Annotated in this window: 18 protein-coding genes; 17 read left to right on the top strand and 1 reads right to left on the bottom strand. The window is 60.0% G+C overall.

All coding sequences use genetic code 11. The features are described from left to right. Positions 1–4 precede the first annotated feature (4 nt). The 9 genes from ACR0R4_RS06945 to msrA all read left to right on the top strand — a co-directional run bounded on the left by ACR0R4_RS06945 (position 5) and on the right by msrA (position 8787). Positions 5–703 carry a YggS family pyridoxal phosphate-dependent enzyme gene (locus tag ACR0R4_RS06945; RefSeq protein WP_433646602.1) on the top strand — a complete coding sequence of 233 codons (699 nt, stop codon included), beginning with the start codon at positions 5–7 and terminating at the stop codon, positions 701–703. A gap of 42 nt (positions 704–745) precedes the next feature. Further along, the gene (locus ACR0R4_RS06940; protein ID WP_433646601.1) at positions 746–1234 is read left to right on the top strand and encodes a cell division protein SepF; all 489 of its coding nucleotides are present in this window, start codon (positions 746–748) and stop codon (positions 1232–1234) included. Positions 1235–1240: 6 nt separating this feature from the next. Beyond that, the gene (locus ACR0R4_RS06935) at positions 1241–1534 is read left to right on the top strand and encodes a YggT family protein (RefSeq protein ID WP_433646600.1); all 294 of its coding nucleotides are present in this window, start codon (positions 1241–1243) and stop codon (positions 1532–1534) included. A 67-nt stretch (positions 1535–1601) separates the two neighbouring features. Then, positions 1602–2237, top strand: a complete 636-nt coding sequence (locus tag ACR0R4_RS06930) for a DivIVA domain-containing protein (RefSeq protein ID WP_433646599.1) — start codon at positions 1602–1604, stop codon at positions 2235–2237. Positions 2238–2246: 9 nt separating this feature from the next. Continuing rightward, positions 2247–2825 carry a signal peptidase II gene (gene lspA, locus ACR0R4_RS06925; protein ID WP_433646598.1) on the top strand — a complete coding sequence of 193 codons (579 nt, stop codon included), beginning with the start codon at positions 2247–2249 and terminating at the stop codon, positions 2823–2825. Further along, positions 2825–3745, top strand: a complete 921-nt coding sequence (locus tag ACR0R4_RS06920) for an RluA family pseudouridine synthase (RefSeq protein WP_433646596.1) — start codon at positions 2825–2827, stop codon at positions 3743–3745. Before lspA ends, ACR0R4_RS06920 begins: the two co-directional genes overlap by 1 nt. A gap of 132 nt (positions 3746–3877) precedes the next feature. Continuing rightward, positions 3878–7360: a DNA polymerase III subunit alpha gene (dnaE, locus tag ACR0R4_RS06915; RefSeq protein ID WP_433646646.1), complete on the top strand. Its 3483-nt coding sequence runs from the start codon at positions 3878–3880 to the stop codon at positions 7358–7360. Positions 7361–7408: 48 nt separating this feature from the next. Beyond that, the gene (nadE, locus tag ACR0R4_RS06910; protein ID WP_433646595.1) at positions 7409–8257 is read left to right on the top strand and encodes an NAD(+) synthase; all 849 of its coding nucleotides are present in this window, start codon (positions 7409–7411) and stop codon (positions 8255–8257) included. 5 nt (positions 8258–8262) lie between these two features. Then, positions 8263–8787, top strand: a complete 525-nt coding sequence (gene msrA, locus ACR0R4_RS06905) for a peptide-methionine (S)-S-oxide reductase MsrA (protein ID WP_433646594.1) — start codon at positions 8263–8265, stop codon at positions 8785–8787. A 19-nt stretch (positions 8788–8806) separates the two neighbouring features. Here msrA and ACR0R4_RS06900 read toward each other — a convergent pair whose 3' ends face one another. Next, positions 8807–9388, bottom strand: coding sequence for a single-stranded DNA-binding protein (locus ACR0R4_RS06900; RefSeq protein ID WP_433646593.1), 582 nt, complete (start codon positions 9386–9388; stop codon positions 8807–8809). A 260-nt stretch (positions 9389–9648) separates the two neighbouring features. Here ACR0R4_RS06900 and ACR0R4_RS06895 point away from each other — a divergent pair, with 260 nt between their 5' ends. The 8 genes from ACR0R4_RS06895 to hrcA all read left to right on the top strand — a co-directional run bounded on the left by ACR0R4_RS06895 (position 9649) and on the right by hrcA (position 17767). Beyond that, a complete protein-coding gene (locus ACR0R4_RS06895) occupies positions 9649–10167 on the top strand; it encodes a DUF6993 domain-containing protein (RefSeq protein ID WP_433646592.1) in 519 nt (172 codons plus the stop codon). Between the two features lie 141 nt (positions 10168–10308). Further along, entirely contained in the window at positions 10309–11988 is a 1680-nt protein-coding gene (ettA, locus tag ACR0R4_RS06890) for an energy-dependent translational throttle protein EttA (protein ID WP_433646590.1), read from the top strand. A 10-nt stretch (positions 11989–11998) separates the two neighbouring features. Continuing rightward, complete coding sequence (locus tag ACR0R4_RS06885; RefSeq protein WP_433646589.1) at positions 11999–12475, top strand: acyl-CoA thioesterase; 477 nt, start codon at positions 11999–12001, stop codon at positions 12473–12475. Between the two features lie 116 nt (positions 12476–12591). After that, a complete protein-coding gene (gene rpsT, locus ACR0R4_RS06880; protein ID WP_433646588.1) occupies positions 12592–12852 on the top strand; it encodes a 30S ribosomal protein S20 in 261 nt (86 codons plus the stop codon). Between the two features lie 74 nt (positions 12853–12926). Next, positions 12927–14774, top strand: a complete 1848-nt coding sequence (gene lepA, locus ACR0R4_RS06875; RefSeq protein ID WP_433646587.1) for a translation elongation factor 4 — start codon at positions 12927–12929, stop codon at positions 14772–14774. Next, positions 14771–15463, top strand: a complete 693-nt coding sequence (locus ACR0R4_RS06870; RefSeq protein ID WP_433646586.1) for a DUF1990 domain-containing protein — start codon at positions 14771–14773, stop codon at positions 15461–15463. Before lepA ends, ACR0R4_RS06870 begins: the two co-directional genes overlap by 4 nt. A 3-nt stretch (positions 15464–15466) precedes the next feature. Further along, entirely contained in the window at positions 15467–16690 is a 1224-nt protein-coding gene (hemW, locus tag ACR0R4_RS06865) for a radical SAM family heme chaperone HemW (protein ID WP_433646585.1), read from the top strand. A gap of 42 nt (positions 16691–16732) precedes the next feature. Further along, positions 16733–17767 (top strand): heat-inducible transcriptional repressor HrcA, encoded by a 1035-nt coding sequence (gene hrcA, locus ACR0R4_RS06860; protein ID WP_433646584.1) that lies wholly within the window; start codon positions 16733–16735, stop codon positions 17765–17767. Positions 17768–17834 lie beyond the last annotated feature (67 nt).

Here is a 17834-nt window from a genome sequence, read left to right as displayed (position 1 = left end):
AGGCATGGCTGACGGGTCGTCGGAGCGGGCTCTGCTCGCCTCGCGACTCGAGAGCGTCCGATCTGGCATCGAGGAGGCCGCAAGGTCTGCCGGCCGGGACCCCGCGGAACTCACTTTGGCCGTGGTGACGAAGTTCCATCCGGCGAGCTTGGTGCGCAACCTTGCTTCGCTGGGAGTGCACGACGTCGGAGAGAACCGGCATCAGGAAGCGCAGACGAAGTCGGCCGAGTTGCAGGATCTAGATCTCCGCTGGCACTTCATCGGTCAACTGCAAACCAAGAAGGCCAGGCAAGCGGCCCAGTACGCACACGCGATCCACTCGATTGATCGAGAGAGACTCGTGGATGCGCTTGCGGGAATCGAACGTACCGTTGACGCGTTCGTGCAGGTCAACCTTACGAGCGACCCGAGCCGCGGCGGAGCTCCTCCCGAAGAGCTCGAACGACTTGCCGAACGCATCCTAGAGACGCCCACACTCCGGCTGCAAGGCGTCATGGCGGTCGCTCCGCTGCCCGAGGAAGAAGACGCTGCTCGCGCGTTTGCGAGACTCCGTGGGTACTCGGATCGAGTGAGAGCCCTCGCGGCGGAAGCCACGTGTATCTCTGCAGGAATGACCCACGACTATGCAGAAGCAATTGCGGCAGGGGCGACACACCTGCGCATTGGGAGCGCAATCACGGGAAATCGTCCGGTCGCGGGCTAGGGTCGAAAGTAATCTGATCGCTGAGATCGTTAGGAAGTAATCATGAGCAATCCACTGAAGAAGACCATGGTGTTCCTCGGTCTCGCCGAGGAGGACCTCGACGAGCAGGGTACCCCCAGGAGCGAGCCGCAGCACCAGGCGGAGGCTCACGCTCCTGCGAGCACCGCTGCCCGTCCCGCGCCCCAGCGCGCGCCTGTGACCCCGCTGCGAAAGGTGACACCGGTGCGGATGCCGGCAGCACAGACCATGAATGAAATCCTGACGGTTCACCCCACCGAGTATCGCGATGCCACCGTCGTGGCAGAGAGCTTCCGAGAGGGAGTTCCCGTGATTTTGAACCTTTCTCGCATGAATGAGGCTGAGGCCAAGCGACTGATCGACTTTGCGAGCGGCCTCTCCATGGGTCTGCGCGGTCGAATCGAGCGAGTGACCAGCAAGGTGTTCTTGCTGTCGCCCGAGCACATTGCCGTCAGCGGTGACGAAGGCACGAAAAATGAGGATGGCTCATTCTTCGTGAGTCCTTCAGCGTAATTCCCGGTGGCGATCGCACTCGCAGTCATTCTGCTTACCCTGAAGTGGCTGCTTCGTATCTACACCTATGTCCTCTGGGCAAGATTCATTCTCGACTGGATCATGGTGTTGAACCCCAGGTTTCGGCCGCGAGGGTTCTTGCTCGTGCTCGTAGAACTGGTCTATACGCTGACCGATCCACCGATCAAGCTTTTCAGGAGAATCCTGCCTCCAATCCGGTTGGGGCAGATTTCGCTTGACCTCGGATGGATGCTGACAATGTTCGCTTGCTGGATCCTCATCGCCCTGATCCCCGTCTAACAGGGATTGTTTGCTACCGTTAACGTGACACCACCCCAGTGGTTCCCCAACGAAAGAGATATTCACGATGGCCTTGACACCCGAAGAGGTTGTGAACCAGAAGTTCACAATCACGAAGTTCCGCGACGGCTACGATCTTGACCAAGTCGATGACTTCCTCGACACGATCGTTGAACAGTTTCGCCAGCACGAGCAGGAAAAGGCGGAGCTCCAGCAGCAGCTTGACGAGGCGAATGCTCGTGTCGAAGAGCTGACCGCTCAGCTGGAACAGGCCGAGGTCGCATCAGTCGAGGAAGGTAAGCCTTCCGAGCAGACTATTGTCGTCGATGCCCCGGCGCAGACGGCTACTCAGATGCAATCCGCCTCTGGTACAAACCCGGCAGACGCGGTGAAGTCGAGCGCAATGCTGCAGTTGGCACTCGAGTTGCATGACAAGTACGTGCACGAGGGGGAGACGCAACGCGACCTCCTGGTAAACGAGGCAGAGACCAAGGCCAAGCGCCTGGTCGAGGAAGCCCAGTTGCAGCGCGCAGAAGAATTGCGGATCCTGGGTGAAGAACGTCAGGGGCTGAAAGACAAGATTAAAGAGTTGCGCGAGTTCGAGTCCGACTACCGTGGCACGCTACGTTCCTACATTCAGTCGCAGTTGCGCGGTCTCGACGGCTCTCCCGAGCCTGACGGCGCACCGCAGGGTCTCGAGTAGTCCCGGGGCGTGACTCACGCACCCGAATCGGAGGCCCTCTCCCCGTCGGCCTTCGTCGCGACAACGCGACGCCGCATGCAGTCGTTCCTGCTGCTTGGCGTCGCGATTGTCGTGTACGTGGCAGATCAGCTCACGAAGAACTGGGTTGTCAATACCCTCCCCGAGGGAACACCAGTTCCGGTGTTGGGGGAGTTCCTGCAGTGGTACTTCGTGCGCAACCCAGGTGCGGCGTTTTCGATGGCGAGCGGTGCGACCTGGATATTCACGATTCTGGCTGTCGTTGTTGTCGTGGTAATCGTGTGGCAGATCAGACGACTCGGGTCTCGCTCTTGGGCATTGTTTTTCGCACTGCTTCTGGGAGGAGTACTCGGAAACTTGACGGATCGCTTGACCCGTGAACCTGGATTTCCGGTCGGTCACGTCATTGATTTCATCTCAACCCCGTGGATGATTCCCGCGATCTACAACATTGCTGACATGGCAATAGTTGTCGGAATGGGTCTGTTTATCCTCATCTCTCTCTTGGGTCTTCCGATGGACGGGTCCCCGCGGGCAAAGCGTGCCTCCGCTCAGAAGGAGTCCACGTAATGGAGCGGCGATCACTGCAGGTACCTGACGGACTCGCGGGTAAACGGGTAGACGCTGCGCTTGCGTCGCTTCTCGGATTCTCGCGCACCTTCGCCGCGGAGATTGTCGAGCAAGGCGGAGTGACACTCGATGGACGAGAACTGGCGAAGTCCGACCGGTTAAGCGCTGACGGCTGGCTGGAGGTCAGCTGGCACGAGCGGCGCGGCCCGGAAATCATACCGGTGGTCGTTCCCGACTTGAAGATCGTGCACGACGACGATGACATTGTGGTGATTGATAAGCCCGCAGGGGTTGCCGCTCATCCCTCGCTCGGCTGGCAGGGCCCGACAGTTCTCGGTGCGCTCGCAGGTGCGGGCTACCGGATCGCAACTTCTGGCCCAGCCGAGCGTCAGGGAATCGTGCACCGACTCGATGTGGGAACGAGCGGTTTGATGGTGGTTTCCAAGAGCGAGCGAGCCTACAGTGAGCTGAAGCGTGCCTTTCACGACCGTGAGGTTGACAAGATCTATCATGCGGTGGTGCAGGGACACCCCGATCCGTTCGCTGGAACGATCGAAGGTCCGATCGGGCGTCACCCGGGGTCCGAGTGGAAGTTCGCGGTTACCCGCGACGGGAAGCCATCAGTGACTCACTATGTCACCCTGGAGGCTTTTCCCTACGCTTCGCTCTTGGAGATCGAGCTTGAGACTGGACGTACCCATCAGATCCGAGTACACATGTCAGCTCAGAGACATCCCTGTGTGGGCGACAGCATGTATGGTGCCGACCCAACGTTGACGGAAAAGCTTGGACTCCAGCGTCAGTGGCTGCACGCGATGAAGCTCGGATTCAAGCATCCAGGTTCGGGGGAGTACATCGAGTTCAAGTCCAGTTACCCCGCCGATCTTCAGCATGCCTTGGCGGTATTGCAGGGCGTCTAGCAGATCCACTCGGACAGCAAAAGGGAGTGAGCTGCGCTCTGACCGGTACCCTGGAGGTTCGTGATCTGAGAGGCGGCGGTCGTGAGTGACGCAGACGGTTTTGTGCATTTGCATGTGCATAGCGAGTACTCGATGCTGGACGGCGCCGCCCGGGTCAAACCGCTGATCGAGGCGGCACATCAGCAGGGAATGCCTGCGATCGCGGTGACCGATCATGGCAACACTTTTGGCGCATTCGACTTCTGGAAGACGGCGCGAGACACCGGTATCAAACCCATCATCGGTATTGAGGCCTATCTCACGCCAGGTACCGCGCGCGGCGATCGCACGCGCGTCCGCTGGGGCTCGGGAGGCGGAGACGACGTCTCGGGAGGTGGTGCCTACACCCACATGACTCTGCTCTCGGAGACCACCGAAGGCATGCACAACCTCTTTCGCCTTTCGAGCCTCGCTTCGATCGAGGGGTACTACTTCAAACCGCGCATGGACCGAGAACTCCTGCAGACCTATTCTCGGGGCATCATTGCCACGACAGGATGCCCGTCGGGTGAAATTCAGACCAGGTTGCGCCTCGGCCAGGTTGCCGAGGCGCGAGAAGCGGCCGCGGAGTTTCAGGACCTGTTTGGAAAAGAAAACTTCTTCTGCGAGATCATGGACCACGGCCTCGATATCGAGCGCCGGGTGCAGAAGGAACTGATTCAGCTTGCCCGTGACCTGAGTATCCCACTGGTCGCGACTAACGACTTGCACTACACGCATCAGTCCGACGCAGAGGCACACTCCGCCTTGCTGTGCGTGCAGTCAGGATCCACGCTCGATGACCCAAATAGGTTTCGGTTCGACGGTGATGGGTACTACCTGAAATCCGCCGCAGAGATGCGGCACCTCTTCCGCGAGTTGCCTGAAGCCTGTGACAACACGTTGCTGATCGCAGAGCGGTGCTCGTCTGAGTTCAATACGAGCGCCAACTACATGCCGCGATACCCCGTTCCCGCCGGGGAGACTGAAGACAGCTGGTTCGTCAAGGAGGTTGAGCGGGGCTTGCACTACCGGTATCCGGAGGGCATTCCCGATGCCGTGCGAAAGCAGGCCGAATATGAGACGACCGTCATTCTCCAGATGGGCTTCCCCGGCTACTTCCTGGTTGTCGCCGACTTCATTAACTGGTCGAAAGACAACGGCATTCGCGTCGGACCCGGGCGCGGATCAGGAGCGGGTTCTATGGCCGCCTATGCGATGCGCATCACCGATCTTGATCCGCTGCAACACGGGTTGATCTTCGAGCGGTTCCTGAACCCCGACCGTGTCTCGATGCCCGACTTCGATGTCGATTTCGATGATCGGCGCCGCGGCGAGGTCATCCGATACGTCACCGAAAAATATGGTGACGAGCGGGTTGCGCAGATCGTCACCTACGGCACAATCAAGTCGAAGCAGGCGCTCAAGGATGCCTCACGCGTATTGGGGTTCCCTTTCGGGATGGGGGAGAAGCTCACCAAAGCGATGCCTCCGGCGGTGATGGCGAAAGACATTCCCCTGTCTGGGATCACCGACCCGAGCCATCCTCGCTACAAGGAAGCCGCTGAGTTTCGTGTCGTGCTGGAAACCGATCCCGATGCGAAGACCGTCTACGAGACGGCGCGAGGGCTTGAGGGGCTTAAGCGGCAGTGGGGGGTGCATGCTGCGGGGGTCATCATGTCAAGTGACCCGCTGATTGACATCATCCCGATTATGAAGCGGGATCAGGACGGCCAGATTGTCACCCAGTTTGATTATCCGACGTGTGAGAACCTGGGTCTCATCAAGATGGACTTTCTTGGCCTGCGGAATCTCACGATCATTTCAGATGCGCTGGAGAACATTCGGCTCAACCGCAACGAAGAACTCGACCTCGAACGACTCTCACTTGACGACAAAGCCTCGTATGAGCTTCTCGGACGGGGAGACACCCTCGGAGTCTTTCAACTTGACGGTGGACCGATGCGCGGGTTGCTCCGGTTGATGAAGCCTGACAACTTCGAAGACATCTCAGCGGTGCTGGCGCTTTATCGGCCGGGCCCGATGGGCGCCGATTCTCATACAAACTATGCGCTGCGCAAAAATGGTCTCCAACCGATCACCCCGATCCACCCGGAGCTTGAGGAGCCGCTGCGCGAGATTCTCGACACCACATATGGGCTCATCATCTACCAGGAACAGGTGATGTCGATCGCCCAACGAGTCGCGGGATTCACGCTCGGTCAGGCCGATATTTTGCGCCGGGCAATGGGAAAGAAAAAGAAGGAAGAACTCGACAAACAGTATGCTGGCTTCTCCGCAGGAATGACTGAGCGAGGCTTCTCCGCCCCCGCAATCAAGTCGTTGTGGGACATTCTTCTGCCATTCTCCGATTACGCCTTTAACAAGGCGCACTCGGCGGCATACGGAGTGGTGAGTTACTGGACCGCATACCTCAAAGCCCACTACCCGGCCGAGTACATGGCCGCGCTCTTGACCAGCGTCGGAGATTCAAAAGACAAGCTCGCCATTTACCTCAACGAATGTCGACGGATGGGTATCAAGGTACTGCCCCCCGACGTCGCCGCCTCGTTTGCGAACTTTGCAGCAGTGGGCGAAGACATTCGGTTTGGTCTAGGCGCGATTCGGAATGTGGGAGCTCACGTCGTCGAGGGCATTCGCAGAGCTCGCGAGGCGGACGGAGACTTCGAGTCCTTTCATGACTTCTTGAAGCGCGTGCCGATGTCAGTCCTGAACAAGCGGACCATCGAGTCACTCATCAAGGCAGGCGCGTTCGACACCCTGGGTGCCACGAGACGCGCCCTCGTTGAGATCCATGAGGGTGCGGTCGAGTCTGCGGTGAAGGACAAGCGTGACGCTGAACATGGAAACGTCGGGTTCGACTTCGACAGTCTGTTCGCGGACGCAGCCGACGGCGACGCGGGCGAGACTCATTCCCTCGTTCCCGATCGTCCAGAATGGACCAAGAAGGACAAACTCACGTTCGAACGTGAGATGCTCGGTCTCTACGTCTCGGATCATCCGTTGCGTGGTCTTGAGGCGGCACTTGCAAAGGAAGCCTCCGCAACGATCGAGCAGGTGTCAAACCCGGACGGGAACTTCGACGGCGAAACCGTGGTGCTTGCCGGCCTCCTGACGAGCGTGCAGCATCGCACTGCGAAGTCGGGCAACGTCTACGGCATGGTGACGATTGAAGATTTCAGTGGTGAGATTCAAGCGCTGTTTATGGGGAAGTCGTATCTCGAGTTTGGGAGCCTCTTGCAGGCCGATTCGATTGTCGCCCTGCGCGGGAAGGTGAACGCGCGTGACGACGGGATGTCCGTGCATGCCTATGGGCTGAAAACGATCGACGCGGTCGTGCAAGACGATGCCGCTGCGCTTACTCTCACCATTTCGGAGCGGCGAGCCACGGAACATCTCATGCGAGAGTTGAGGGGGACGCTCATTCGGCATCCGGGTTCCAGCGAAGTGCGACTGCGCTTGACAACCCCGACTGGGATACGGGTGTTTGAGGTGCCGTTCTCCGTACAGGTGACCGCCGACCTCTATGGCGAGCTGAAGGGATTGCTTGGTCCCCAATGCCTGTCCGCTGCGTAACAGCCGCTGCGTAACACGAGAGTAATCAAGCGGGAGTAGGCTGGCGTCATGCGCGAAACTCAGCAAGAGATTATTGAGGCTCTCGATGTCCAGCATGTGAGCGATCCGCGTGCAGAGATTGATCGGCGTGTTGATTTCCTCGTGGAATACGCTCGGTCAATCCCTGGTGTGCGTGGATTTGTTCTGGGGATTTCTGGCGGGCAAGATTCTTCTCTCGCGGGCCGTCTTGCTCAGCTTGCCGCTGAACGGCTGCGGGCTAGTGGACGCGATGCTCAGTTCATTGCAGTGCGACTTCCCTACGGGATGCAGCACGATGAAGATGATGCCAGTCTCGCACTGTCGTTCATTCAAGCAGACCGTTCCGTGACGGTGAATATAGCCTCGGGGGTAGACGCACTGGCCGCAGAGGTCTCCGAAGCCTGTGGTGAGGCGGTGTCTGACTTCACGAAGGGCAACATGAAGGCCCGAATGCGCATGGTTGCCCAATACGCGATCGCTGGGGATCGCTCCCTCCTGGTGATCGGCACTGATCATGCGGCTGAGGCGATCACCGGTTTTTTCACCAAGTTCGGTGACGGTGCTGCTGACGTCCTTCCACTCGCGGGACTCACCAAATCGCAGGGAGCCGAGCTGTTGCAGGAGTTGGGTGCGCCCGCGAGGCTCTGGGAAAAGATCCCGACGGCTGACCTACTTGACGAGCATCCCGGGCAGACGGATGAAACCAACTTGGGCATCAGCTACACCAGCATCGATGCATATCTCCAGGGACGTGACGTATCGCTGACCGATGCGGAGTCTCTTGAGCGCAAGTACCGTGCAACAGAACACAAGCGACGGTTACCGGTAACCCCGGAAGACAACTGGTGGAAATTCCCCAGTCAGATGCAGGGAGAGTGACTGAGATGACCACGACCTATGTACTCGCGGGAGGCTGCTACTGGTGTCTCGATGCCGCATACCGGGTGCTTCGCGGAGTTACGGATGTGTTTTCGTGCTTCACCGGCGGTCATACGTCGGCACCAACCTATGAGCAGGTGTGCACGGGTGCCACGGGTCACGCGGAGGCTGTGGCGGTGACATTCGACGAGACGATTCTTCCCTCCTCTGTAGTGCTTGACGCGTTCTTCACGATGCACGATCCCACCCAGTTGAATCGGCAAGGCGCAGACGTGGGAACCCAGTATCGATCTGCGATGTTCTACGCCGATGACGCCCAGCGGGAGACCTTTGAAGCAGCCAAGGCTCGAGCATCCGAGTGGTGGCCATTGCCAATCGTGACCGAAATCGTGCCCCTGGGAGAGGTATTCCCTGCTCCCGAATCGCACCAGGACTTCTTCACCAAGAACCCGACGCAGGGGTACTGCCTGGCGGTTGCGGTGCCGAAAGTGAACAAGGTCAGATCGGGATTCCGAGAATACCTGATCTAGGGGTTTCTAATGGGTCGGGTCAGGCGGCGATAGGAACGAAACCGTCTGAGCTGGGTTCCCCGGAACTGGTGAAACCGTTCTCTGCATTGCCGGACGTTTCGGTGCTCGACGTGTCTGCAGGTTCCGTGTCTTCTGCGAAAGGTGAACGCGCGGCGACCTCGCGCGCGCCCTCCTCGCCTGGCTGTTCACCAGTGGCTCTGCCCCAGCGACTCTCTGGCTCCGTCGAGGACGATTCGGGCTCCCCCCGCTGTTTCTTGGAGAACTGCGACACACCCCACCGCAGGTCGTGCCCGAGCGCTTCAGCCTCTATTTCGACTGACGTGCCCGAACGATCGTCGCGCTCCCAACTCCGGATGCGGAGCCGGCCGCTCACGACCACCCGGTCTCCTTTGTGAAACGAGTCGTGAGCATTGAGGGCGAGCCCGCGAAACGCGGTGACCGTGAACCAGTTGGTTTCTCCGTCGACCCAGCTCTTCTTTTCTCGGTCAAAGCGGCGCTCGCCACTTGCCACGCGAAATGAACAGAGTGCGATTCCGGATTGGGTAGTGAGAGCGCGTGGCTCTGTCGCGATCGTGCCGACCACGGTAACGCTATTCGACATGTCATTTCTCCTTGTGTGAGGGTCTTCCGTTCGGCATCGTGCCTCTGAACGGAACTGGGGTGGCGAGGGAGCCAGGTTGGCCGTGCCGGGTTCGCCCGGCTCCCTCGATCCCAGCTTCGCGCAGGCTGATACGACCAAATTGGCCGAGCGCGAGACTGGGGATAACTTCTGGTTGCTTCGCTCCCCACAGCACCTGTGAGCGTTCAATTGCCGAGCCCACGGTCATCCAAGGTTCAACTCGACTCGATACACTTTCGGGCATGGTCGTTCAAGCCCGCACTCGAGTTCTGCGCACCGCGTACTCGATGCTGCTCATCGGTGCGGTCGCAGCGGGACTCGGAGGCTGCGCCCCCGCAGGGGTGACCGCCGACCGGGTGACTCCCACACCCTCAGACGCGGCGTCGCAGGAAACCGAGCCCGATCTGGTTCCGGAGGAGCCCGCGCAACTCATTCCAGATGGTGGAGCCGAGGCGAACCTTCCGTTCTTCAGCGAGGTACTCCGGCAATTCTCGGCCGGTACCGAAGTTGTTGAGGGGCGGCCCGTTGTTGACGCGCTGGTTGCCGCAGGGTTTGATCGTGCAGCGATGCAAGTAAGTTTTGATCAGAGCAAGACGGGGCTCGTGGCAGATAGCATCCTTGTTTCAGTGCTTCTGGGTGGGGAATGTCTCATCGGTCAGGTCATCACCGCTGATCGCAGCACCTTCACCACCATTGCGCCAGCCTTGACCGAGGGCCAGAATCTCTGTTTGATCGGAAACACGAGGCCGATCGACTGGTAGGGAGCCCCGGCGCAGTTCTGCAGTGTGCACGGTTTCTCCGCGCCCGCGCGGAGTCTCCTCCAGGCCGGGTAGAGTTGTGTCGGCTTGATTCAAACGCTGAGCAAGAGCAAGAGGTGATGGGCGCCCGGCGCCCGAAAGTATATGGCTGAATACATTTATCAGATGGTTCGCGCACGCAAGGCAGTGGGCGAAAAGCTCATTCTTGACGATGTGACGATGGCATTCCTGCCCGGAGCAAAGATCGGCATGGTCGGCCCCAACGGTGCCGGCAAGTCAACGATTCTGAAGATCATGGCCGGACTCGATACGCCGTCAAACGGTGAGGCAACGCTCGCACCCGGTTACACAGTGGGCATTCTCATGCAGGAGCCCGAACTTGACGAGTCAAAGACGGTGCTCCAGAACATCGAAGAGGGCATCGCTGTCAAAGCGAAGGTTGACCGGTTCAATGAGATTTCGGCAATGATGGCCGAGCCAGATGCCGATTTTGACACGCTGCTCGCCGAGATGGGCACGCTGCAGGAAGATATTGATGCCGTCGACGGTTGGGATCTCGATAACCAGCTCGAACAGGCGATGGATGCGCTTCGCACCCCGCCCGCTGACGCGCAGGTCGCGAACTTGTCTGGTGGTGAGAAGCGACGTGTTGCGCTCTGCCGTCTTCTGCTGCAGAAACCCGACCTCCTCCTGCTCGACGAACCCACAAACCACCTTGATGCCGAGAGCGTGCTGTGGCTCGAGCAGCACCTACAGAAGTACCCCGGCGCGGTTATTGCCATCACCCACGATCGGTACTTTCTCGACAATGTGGCTGAATGGATCGCTGAGGTTGACCGTGGTCGTCTCATCGGCTACGAGGGCAACTACTCGACCTACCTTGAAAAGAAGGCCGAGCGTCTCGACGTACAGGGGAAGAAAGACCAGAAGCTCGCAAAGCGTTTGAAGGAAGAGCTCGACTGGGTGCGCTCGAACTCAAAGGGCCGTCAGGCGAAGTCGAAGGCTCGTCTTGCGCGCTATGAGGAGATGGCGACCGAGGCCGAGCGCACGAAAAAACTGGACTTCGAGGAGATCCAGATTCCCGCGGGTCCGCGACTCGGCAGTATTGTCATTGAGGCAAAGAACCTGCAGAAGGGCTTCGACGGGCGCCAACTCATCGATGGTCTCTCGTTCAGCCTGCCGCCCAACGGCATCGTCGGCGTCATCGGTCCCAACGGCGTCGGAAAGACGACTCTGTTCAAGACGATTGTTGGGCTTGAACCTCTCGACGGTGGCGAACTGAAGATCGGCGAGACGGTCAAGATCAGCTACGTGGATCAGAGCCGTGGCGGCATCGACCCCGACAAGACGCTGTGGGAGGTAGTCAGCGACGGGCTCGACATCATCACGGTCGGGAAGACGGAGATCCCCTCGCGCGCGTACGTTTCAAAGTTCGGGTTCAAGGGTCCGGATCAGCAGAAAAAGGCTGGGGTGTTGTCGGGTGGTGAACGAAACCGCTTGAACCTCGCGCTCACGCTGAAGCAGGGTGGCAACCTGCTCCTTCTTGACGAGCCGACCAACGACCTCGACGTGGAAACTCTGCAGTCGCTGGAGAACGCGCTCCTTGAATTCCCCGGGTGTGCTGTGGTCATCACGCACGACCGGTGGTTCCTCGATCGCATCGCGACGCACATCCTCTCCTACGAAGGCACTGAAGAGAACCCGGGGAACTGGTACTGGTTCGAGGGCAATTTCGAGTCCTACGAGGCAAACAAGGTCGAGCGAATGGGGCCCGAAGCTGCGAAGCCCTCGCGAGTGACCTACCGCAAGCTCACTCGCGACTAGGGGCATCGCAATGGCACGCGCGCACGTCGATATTGAGCTCCGTTGGGGTGACCAGGATGCCTATGGTCACATCAACAACGTCGCCTTCGCGCGGTATCTCGAGGAATCACGAGTGCGGGTCTTCTGGCTTGGATCGGCGCGAGAGCTCACGGGGATGGAGCGCCATTTTCGTGGTGCCGATCCCGAGGGCCCGAAAATGCTGGTTGCGAGTCAACAGATCGAATTCCTGCGGGTGCTTGAATATAGCGCAACCCCGCTGGTGGTCGAGTTGTGGATCGGCGAGCTCGGGGGATCAAGCCTTGAGGTGCACTACGAACTTGTCGACGAGACCCGTGACGCTCGTGCGGTGGTCGCGCGCGCCATCACCACCGTGGTCATCGTCGACGGGGTGACGCTCAGGCCGGTGCGGCTGAGCGAAGAGGGACGGGCCTCCGTCGCGCCCTGGATGGATGCTCCGCTCCGCCTCGGTCGGCGGAAGGCGCGGTAGTCTGCTAGGCTTAGCCCTTGGCTTGCGTGTGGAGTGATCCACACTCTTCGCAAGGTGCCCTCTCTCACCGCGCGAAACATCATTGACCAGGCTTTACACAAAGGAAATCACCCAACGTGGCAAATATTAAGTCGCAGATCAAGCGCATCAAGACCAACCAGAAGGCGACCGACCGCAATCGGGCGTACAAGAGCGAACTGCGCACCCTCGTGCGCCAGACCCGCGATGCGATCACCGCAGGCGACAAGGCAGTTGCCGAGCAGAAGCTCGCAATTGCCTCGCGGAAGCTCGATAAGGCCGTGTCTAAGGGTGTCATTCACGAGAACCAGGCCGCGAACCGAAAGTCCAAGCTCGCGGTGAAGGTCGCTGCGCTCTAGCAAGTCCCAGAGCGCATACAAGCAGACCCCGCTTCGGCGGGGTTTTCTTGTATGCCATGCGAGAATAGAAGGCAATGTCTCCACGCAGCGTGAACCCACCAGTGCCGTCCGCAACGGACCCGGCACAGATTCGTAACTTTTGCATCATCGCTCACATTGATCACGGCAAATCAACCCTCGCCGATCGCATGTTGCAGATCACTGGCACCGTGCCCGATCGTGAAATGCGGGCACAATATCTTGATCGCATGGACATTGAGCGCGAGCGCGGAATCACCATCAAGTCGCAGGCCGTGCGGATGCCGTGGGAAGTTGATGGCAGGCACTACGCGTTGAACATGATTGACACCCCGGGTCACGTCGATTTCAGCTACGAGGTGTCACGATCACTTGCAGCCTGCGAAGGAGCGATTCTGCTCGTCGATGCGGCACAGGGCATCGAGGCGCAGACCCTCGCAAACCTGTACCTCGCGATGGAAAATGACCTCGAGATCATTCCGGTCCTGAACAAGATCGACCTTCCCGCTGCTGATCCTGAGCGCGTCGCGCGCGAAATCGCCGATCTCATCGGCGGCTCACCAGAAGACATCCTGAAGGTCTCGGGGAAGACGGGCATGGGCGTTGAGGAGCTGCTCGACAGTGTGGTCGCGCGGATCCCCTCGCCGACTGGAGATGCGGACGCACCCGCACGTGCCATGATCTTTGACTCTGTCTATGACGCCTATCGTGGTGTCGTTACCTACGTGCGCGTGATCGATGGCCGTTTGGCCCCGCGCGAGAAGATCAAGATGATGTCGACCGGGGCCGAACACGAGGCGCTTGAGGTTGGCGTCTCTGCGCCCGAGCCGACCCCAACGAAGGGTCTATCCGTAGGTGAGGTTGGATACCTGATTACCGGCGTGAAAGACGTGCGGCAGTCAAAGGTGGGCGACACGGTCACCGGGAAGATGCGGCCCGCAACCGAGGCGCTCCCTGGGTACACTGACCCGAAACCCATGGTTTTCTCCGGACTCTACCCACTCGACGGCAGCGACTACCCCGTGCTGCGCGAGGCCCTCGACAAGCTGAAGCTCTCCGATGCGGCATTGCAGTATGAACCAGAGACATCGGTAGCGCTCGGCTTTGGTTTCCGTTGCGGCTTTCTCGGACTCCTGCACCTCGAGATCATTTCTGAGCGTCTACGCCGGGAGTTTGACCTCGACCTCATCGCGACGGCTCCGAGTGTCATCTACCAGGTCACCCGAGAAGACGGCAAGGTGGTCACGGTCACGAATCCGTCGGAGTATCCAAACGGGAAAATCTCGAGTGTCCGCGAGCCCATGGTTCGCGTGGCGATTCTCGCACCCAAAGACTACGTCGGTACCATCATGGAACTGTGCCAGAGTCGCCGCGGCAACTTGCTGGGCATGGAGTATCTCGGAGAGCGCGTTGAACTGAGGTACGCAATGCCGCTCGCAGAAATCGTGTTTGACTTCTTCGACCATCTCAAGAGCCGCACCCAGGGCTACGCCAGCCTCGACTACGAGCCGATGGGTGAGCAAGAAGCTGACTTGGTGAAGGTTGATATCCTGCTCCAGGGTGAGCAGGTCGACGCGTTTAGCGCGGTCGTACACCGCGATAACGCCTACAGCTACGGCACGATGATGACGGAGCGCTTGCGCAAACTGATTCCGCGCCAGCAATTTGAGGTGCCAATCCAGGCCGCTATCGGTGCGCGGATCATCGCGCGTGAGAGCATTCGGGCCATTCGCAAGGACGTGCTTGCAAAATGCTATGGCGGTGATATCAGCAGAAAGCGTAAGCTGCTCGAAAAGCAGAAGGAAGGCAAGAAGCGCATGAAGATGGTTGGTCGCGTCGAGGTTCCGCAGGAGGCGTTTATCGCCGCCTTGTCGGGCGACGTGGAGGGCAAGGAAAAGAGATGACCCGCCGCTCCACACACGTGGATCACGAGGTTGTTTACGCTGCGGTGGGCGCATCAGCTGATCCGGACCTGCTGCGTTTCCCCCCGGAAGGATCGACCGCCTATGCAGAGGAGTTGCGCCTGGGCAGCGGGTCTGACCGTTTCCTGACGGCATCGAGTCTGCTCATGACCTGGGCAGCTCCGCGCGGGGTGGGCCTCGCGGTGACCGAGGTCGAACTTGGCGATGGCGGTCACTACTCCGGAGTGGTGTTCTCCGAGGAAGGCGTCCCCGAGGTGCCCGCAGCGCCTGAAGTCCAGTTCGGGCCCGAGGGCGAGCCCTACCTGACCGCCGGGACGACCGCACGCCTCGTATGGCCAGACTCGAAGACCACCAGGCTCGTTCGTGTGGTGTACACGGTGGACGAACCTCGCCGCGTTGGGTACGCGTGGGGGAGCGCAGATGCCGACGGTGTTGTGGGCGAAGAGGCCTTCATTGTTGAGCATCGCGAAGACGACTCGGTGTGGGCCACTGTGCGCGGGTTCTTGTGGGCTCCTTCTGCAGGCTTACTGGGCCTCAAGGGTCGCGCCGCGGTCCGGTATGTCATCAAGCTGTCGAAGGAGCAGCTTGCCGCGCTGGCGCCGGGAGCTGCTGCGAACACCGAGGAGAACCCCGCGCAGGCTTCGGACGACCCCGAAACCGGCGGCAACTAGCGCGTGCCAGGCGCACTTCCCGACGGGGATCCCGCACCGGCCGACGGGTCCCTGCCGGAGAGTGCTCGGCAGGGCGCTGAGGTTCGTGATTTCGGGGTGTACGTTCACGTTCCCTATTGCCGAGTTCGTTGTGGCTACTGCGACTTCAACACCTACACCGCCAGCGAACTCGGGGGAACCAAGCGAGCGGACTATGCAGGGCAGGTCTCTCACGAACTTCGATTCGGATCTGAGGTCATGCGTCGCTCTGCTGTGCCTGTGCGCCCGGCATCGACAGTATTTTTTGGGGGAGGAACGCCTACGCTGCTCCCCGCCAGCGACCTTGCCTCGATGCTGCAGACAATTCGTGAAGAGTGGACGCTTGCGCCCGATGCCGAGATCACCACGGAGGCAAATCCAGACTCCGTCGATGCACGTTATCTCGAGAACCTTGCGAAGGCAGGCTTCACTCGAGTGAGTATTGGGATGCAGTCCGCGGTTCCTCATGTGCTTGCGACGCTTGATAGAACCCACGACCCGGAGCGCGTTCCAGATGTGGTGCGGTGGGCACGCGAGGCTGGCCTGCAGGTCAGTCTCGACCTCATCTATGGAACCCCGGGTGAAACTCTCGCCGACTGGGGGCGTTCGCTTGATGCAGCAATTACATGCGAGCCGGATCACCTCTCCGCCTACGCACTCATCGTTGAATCGGGCACGAAATTGGCTGCACGAATTCGGCGGGGAGAAATCGCCGCACCTGACGACGACACCCACGCAGAAATGTACGAGGTCGCTGACACCCGGCTCACCGCAGCAGGCCTGTCCTGGTACGAGATCAGCAACTGGGCGCGCGCCACGGAAACTCGGTCGCGGCACAACCTGGCATACTGGCGAGGTGCCGACTGGTGGGGGGCTGGGCCCGGTGCGCACAGTCACGTGGGCGGAACCCGGTGGTGGAACGTCAAGCATCCGAGTGCCTACGCTGACCGAATCGCTGCCGGAGTCTCTCCCGCCCATGCCCGTGAGATACTCGGTGCGGATGCACGCCGGAGCGAACGGGTGCTGCTCGAAACCAGAATCGCGACCGGTCTGCCCATCGAGGTGCTGCTCTCCGAGGAGCGGCAGGAGGTGTCTGGCCTGATCGCGGATGGGCTGATCGATGGACGCGCAGCTCTCAAGGGGAGAGTGATCCCGACCCTTCGCGGGCGTCTGCTTGCAGACACGGTGGTGCACAGGCTGCTCAGGTAGACTTGGCACTCGGTATTATCGAGTGCTAGGCGGGAGGGTGGCATGGTTTCAGATAGAAGTCTCGCGGTGCTCCACGCAATCGTCGGTGACTATGTCGCATCGAACGAGCCGGTGGGTTCTAAGACCATTGTCGAGAGACATCAGTTTGGGGTCTCCTCCGCAACCATTCGAAACGACATGGCGCTGCTGGAAGATGAGGAGCTCATCGCCGCGCCACACACCTCCTCGGGCCGTATTCCGACCGACAAGGGGTATCGGCTCTACGTTGACACGCTGGCGAAGATTCGGCCATTGACGACCGCGCAGAAGACCGCCATAGAGCGCTTTCTCGGCGAGTCGAACGACCTGGACGACGCGCTCGCTCGCACCGTTCGACTCCTTGCGCAGCTGACGAACCAGGTAGCTGTGGTGCAGTACCCGTCTCTTCGGCGCACGCAGGTGCGTCACATCGATCTCGTAGCGGTGGGGGAGAGCCGGGTGCTCAGCGTAATTATTTTGGGCACTGGAGTGGTTGAGCAGCAGGTCGCGAGCCTCCCCGCGGCCCAAGTCACGGAAACCTGGGTGCACGGGCTGCGTGACCGTCTCGCCGGCGCGATTGTGGGTACGGACCTTGAGTCCGCGGTATTGGGTGCTCAGTCACTGCTGGACTCCCTCGACGAGTGGTCGCAACCGGGCGAATCGGAGCTCGTGCGCAAGGTACTGGAAGTGGTGCTGAGTCAGCTCCAAGCAAATCGAAGCGAGCGGATCACGATCGCCGGGGCAGCGAATCTCTCGCGTCCAGGTGAATTCACTGGGAACCTCTCATCGGTGCTCGAAGCGATTGAGGAGCAAGTCACCCTCTTGCGACTTTTCGGTGAGATGGCTCAGGATGGACGAGAGGTTGCCGCCTCTATCGGGCGCGAGAATGAACCATACGGCCTCGAGGGTGCCTCGGTGATCACCTCCAGTTACGAGATTGACGGAGACAGCAGATCGAATCTGGGGGTAGTGGGATCGATGCGAATGGATTACGCATCGAATATCTCCACCGTTCGAGCGGTCGCCCGTTACCTCAGCAAAGTCCTCGACGAGACCTAAGTTTGCGGTCGGGGACGAGCGCCCCGATCCCCCCCCGATACATCACGACACCATGCATTTGTTGGAT

It is taken from the genome of Leucobacter fengyongliangi (assembly GCF_050971685.1).
Classification (GTDB): Bacteria; Actinomycetota; Actinomycetes; order Actinomycetales; family Microbacteriaceae; genus Leucobacter.
The sequence above is the reverse complement of the archived record's forward strand: the minus strand, read 5'-3'. Positions and strand labels throughout refer to the sequence as shown.

Coding starts and splice junctions, on each gene's coding strand:
- ACR0R4_RS06945 (WP_433646602.1), top strand. CDS start 5: ATGGCTGACGGGTCGTCGGAGCGGGCTCTGCTCGCCTCGCGACTCGAG.
- ACR0R4_RS06940 (WP_433646601.1), top strand. CDS start 746: ATGAGCAATCCACTGAAGAAGACCATGGTGTTCCTCGGTCTCGCCGAG.
- ACR0R4_RS06930 (WP_433646599.1), top strand. CDS start 1,602: ATGGCCTTGACACCCGAAGAGGTTGTGAACCAGAAGTTCACAATCACG.
- ACR0R4_RS06920 (WP_433646596.1), top strand. CDS start 2,825: ATGGAGCGGCGATCACTGCAGGTACCTGACGGACTCGCGGGTAAACGG.
- dnaE (WP_433646646.1), top strand. CDS start 3,878: ATGCTGGACGGCGCCGCCCGGGTCAAACCGCTGATCGAGGCGGCACAT.
- nadE (WP_433646595.1), top strand. CDS start 7,409: ATGCGCGAAACTCAGCAAGAGATTATTGAGGCTCTCGATGTCCAGCAT.
- msrA (WP_433646594.1), top strand. CDS start 8,263: ATGACCACGACCTATGTACTCGCGGGAGGCTGCTACTGGTGTCTCGAT.
- ACR0R4_RS06900 (WP_433646593.1), bottom strand. CDS start 9,388: ATGTCGAATAGCGTTACCGTGGTCGGCACGATCGCGACAGAGCCACGC.
- ACR0R4_RS06895 (WP_433646592.1), top strand. CDS start 9,649: ATGGTCGTTCAAGCCCGCACTCGAGTTCTGCGCACCGCGTACTCGATG.
- ettA (WP_433646590.1), top strand. CDS start 10,309: ATGGCTGAATACATTTATCAGATGGTTCGCGCACGCAAGGCAGTGGGC.
- ACR0R4_RS06885 (WP_433646589.1), top strand. CDS start 11,999: ATGGCACGCGCGCACGTCGATATTGAGCTCCGTTGGGGTGACCAGGAT.
- lepA (WP_433646587.1), top strand. CDS start 12,927: ATGTCTCCACGCAGCGTGAACCCACCAGTGCCGTCCGCAACGGACCCG.
- ACR0R4_RS06870 (WP_433646586.1), top strand. CDS start 14,771: ATGACCCGCCGCTCCACACACGTGGATCACGAGGTTGTTTACGCTGCG.
- hrcA (WP_433646584.1), top strand. CDS start 16,733: ATGGTTTCAGATAGAAGTCTCGCGGTGCTCCACGCAATCGTCGGTGAC.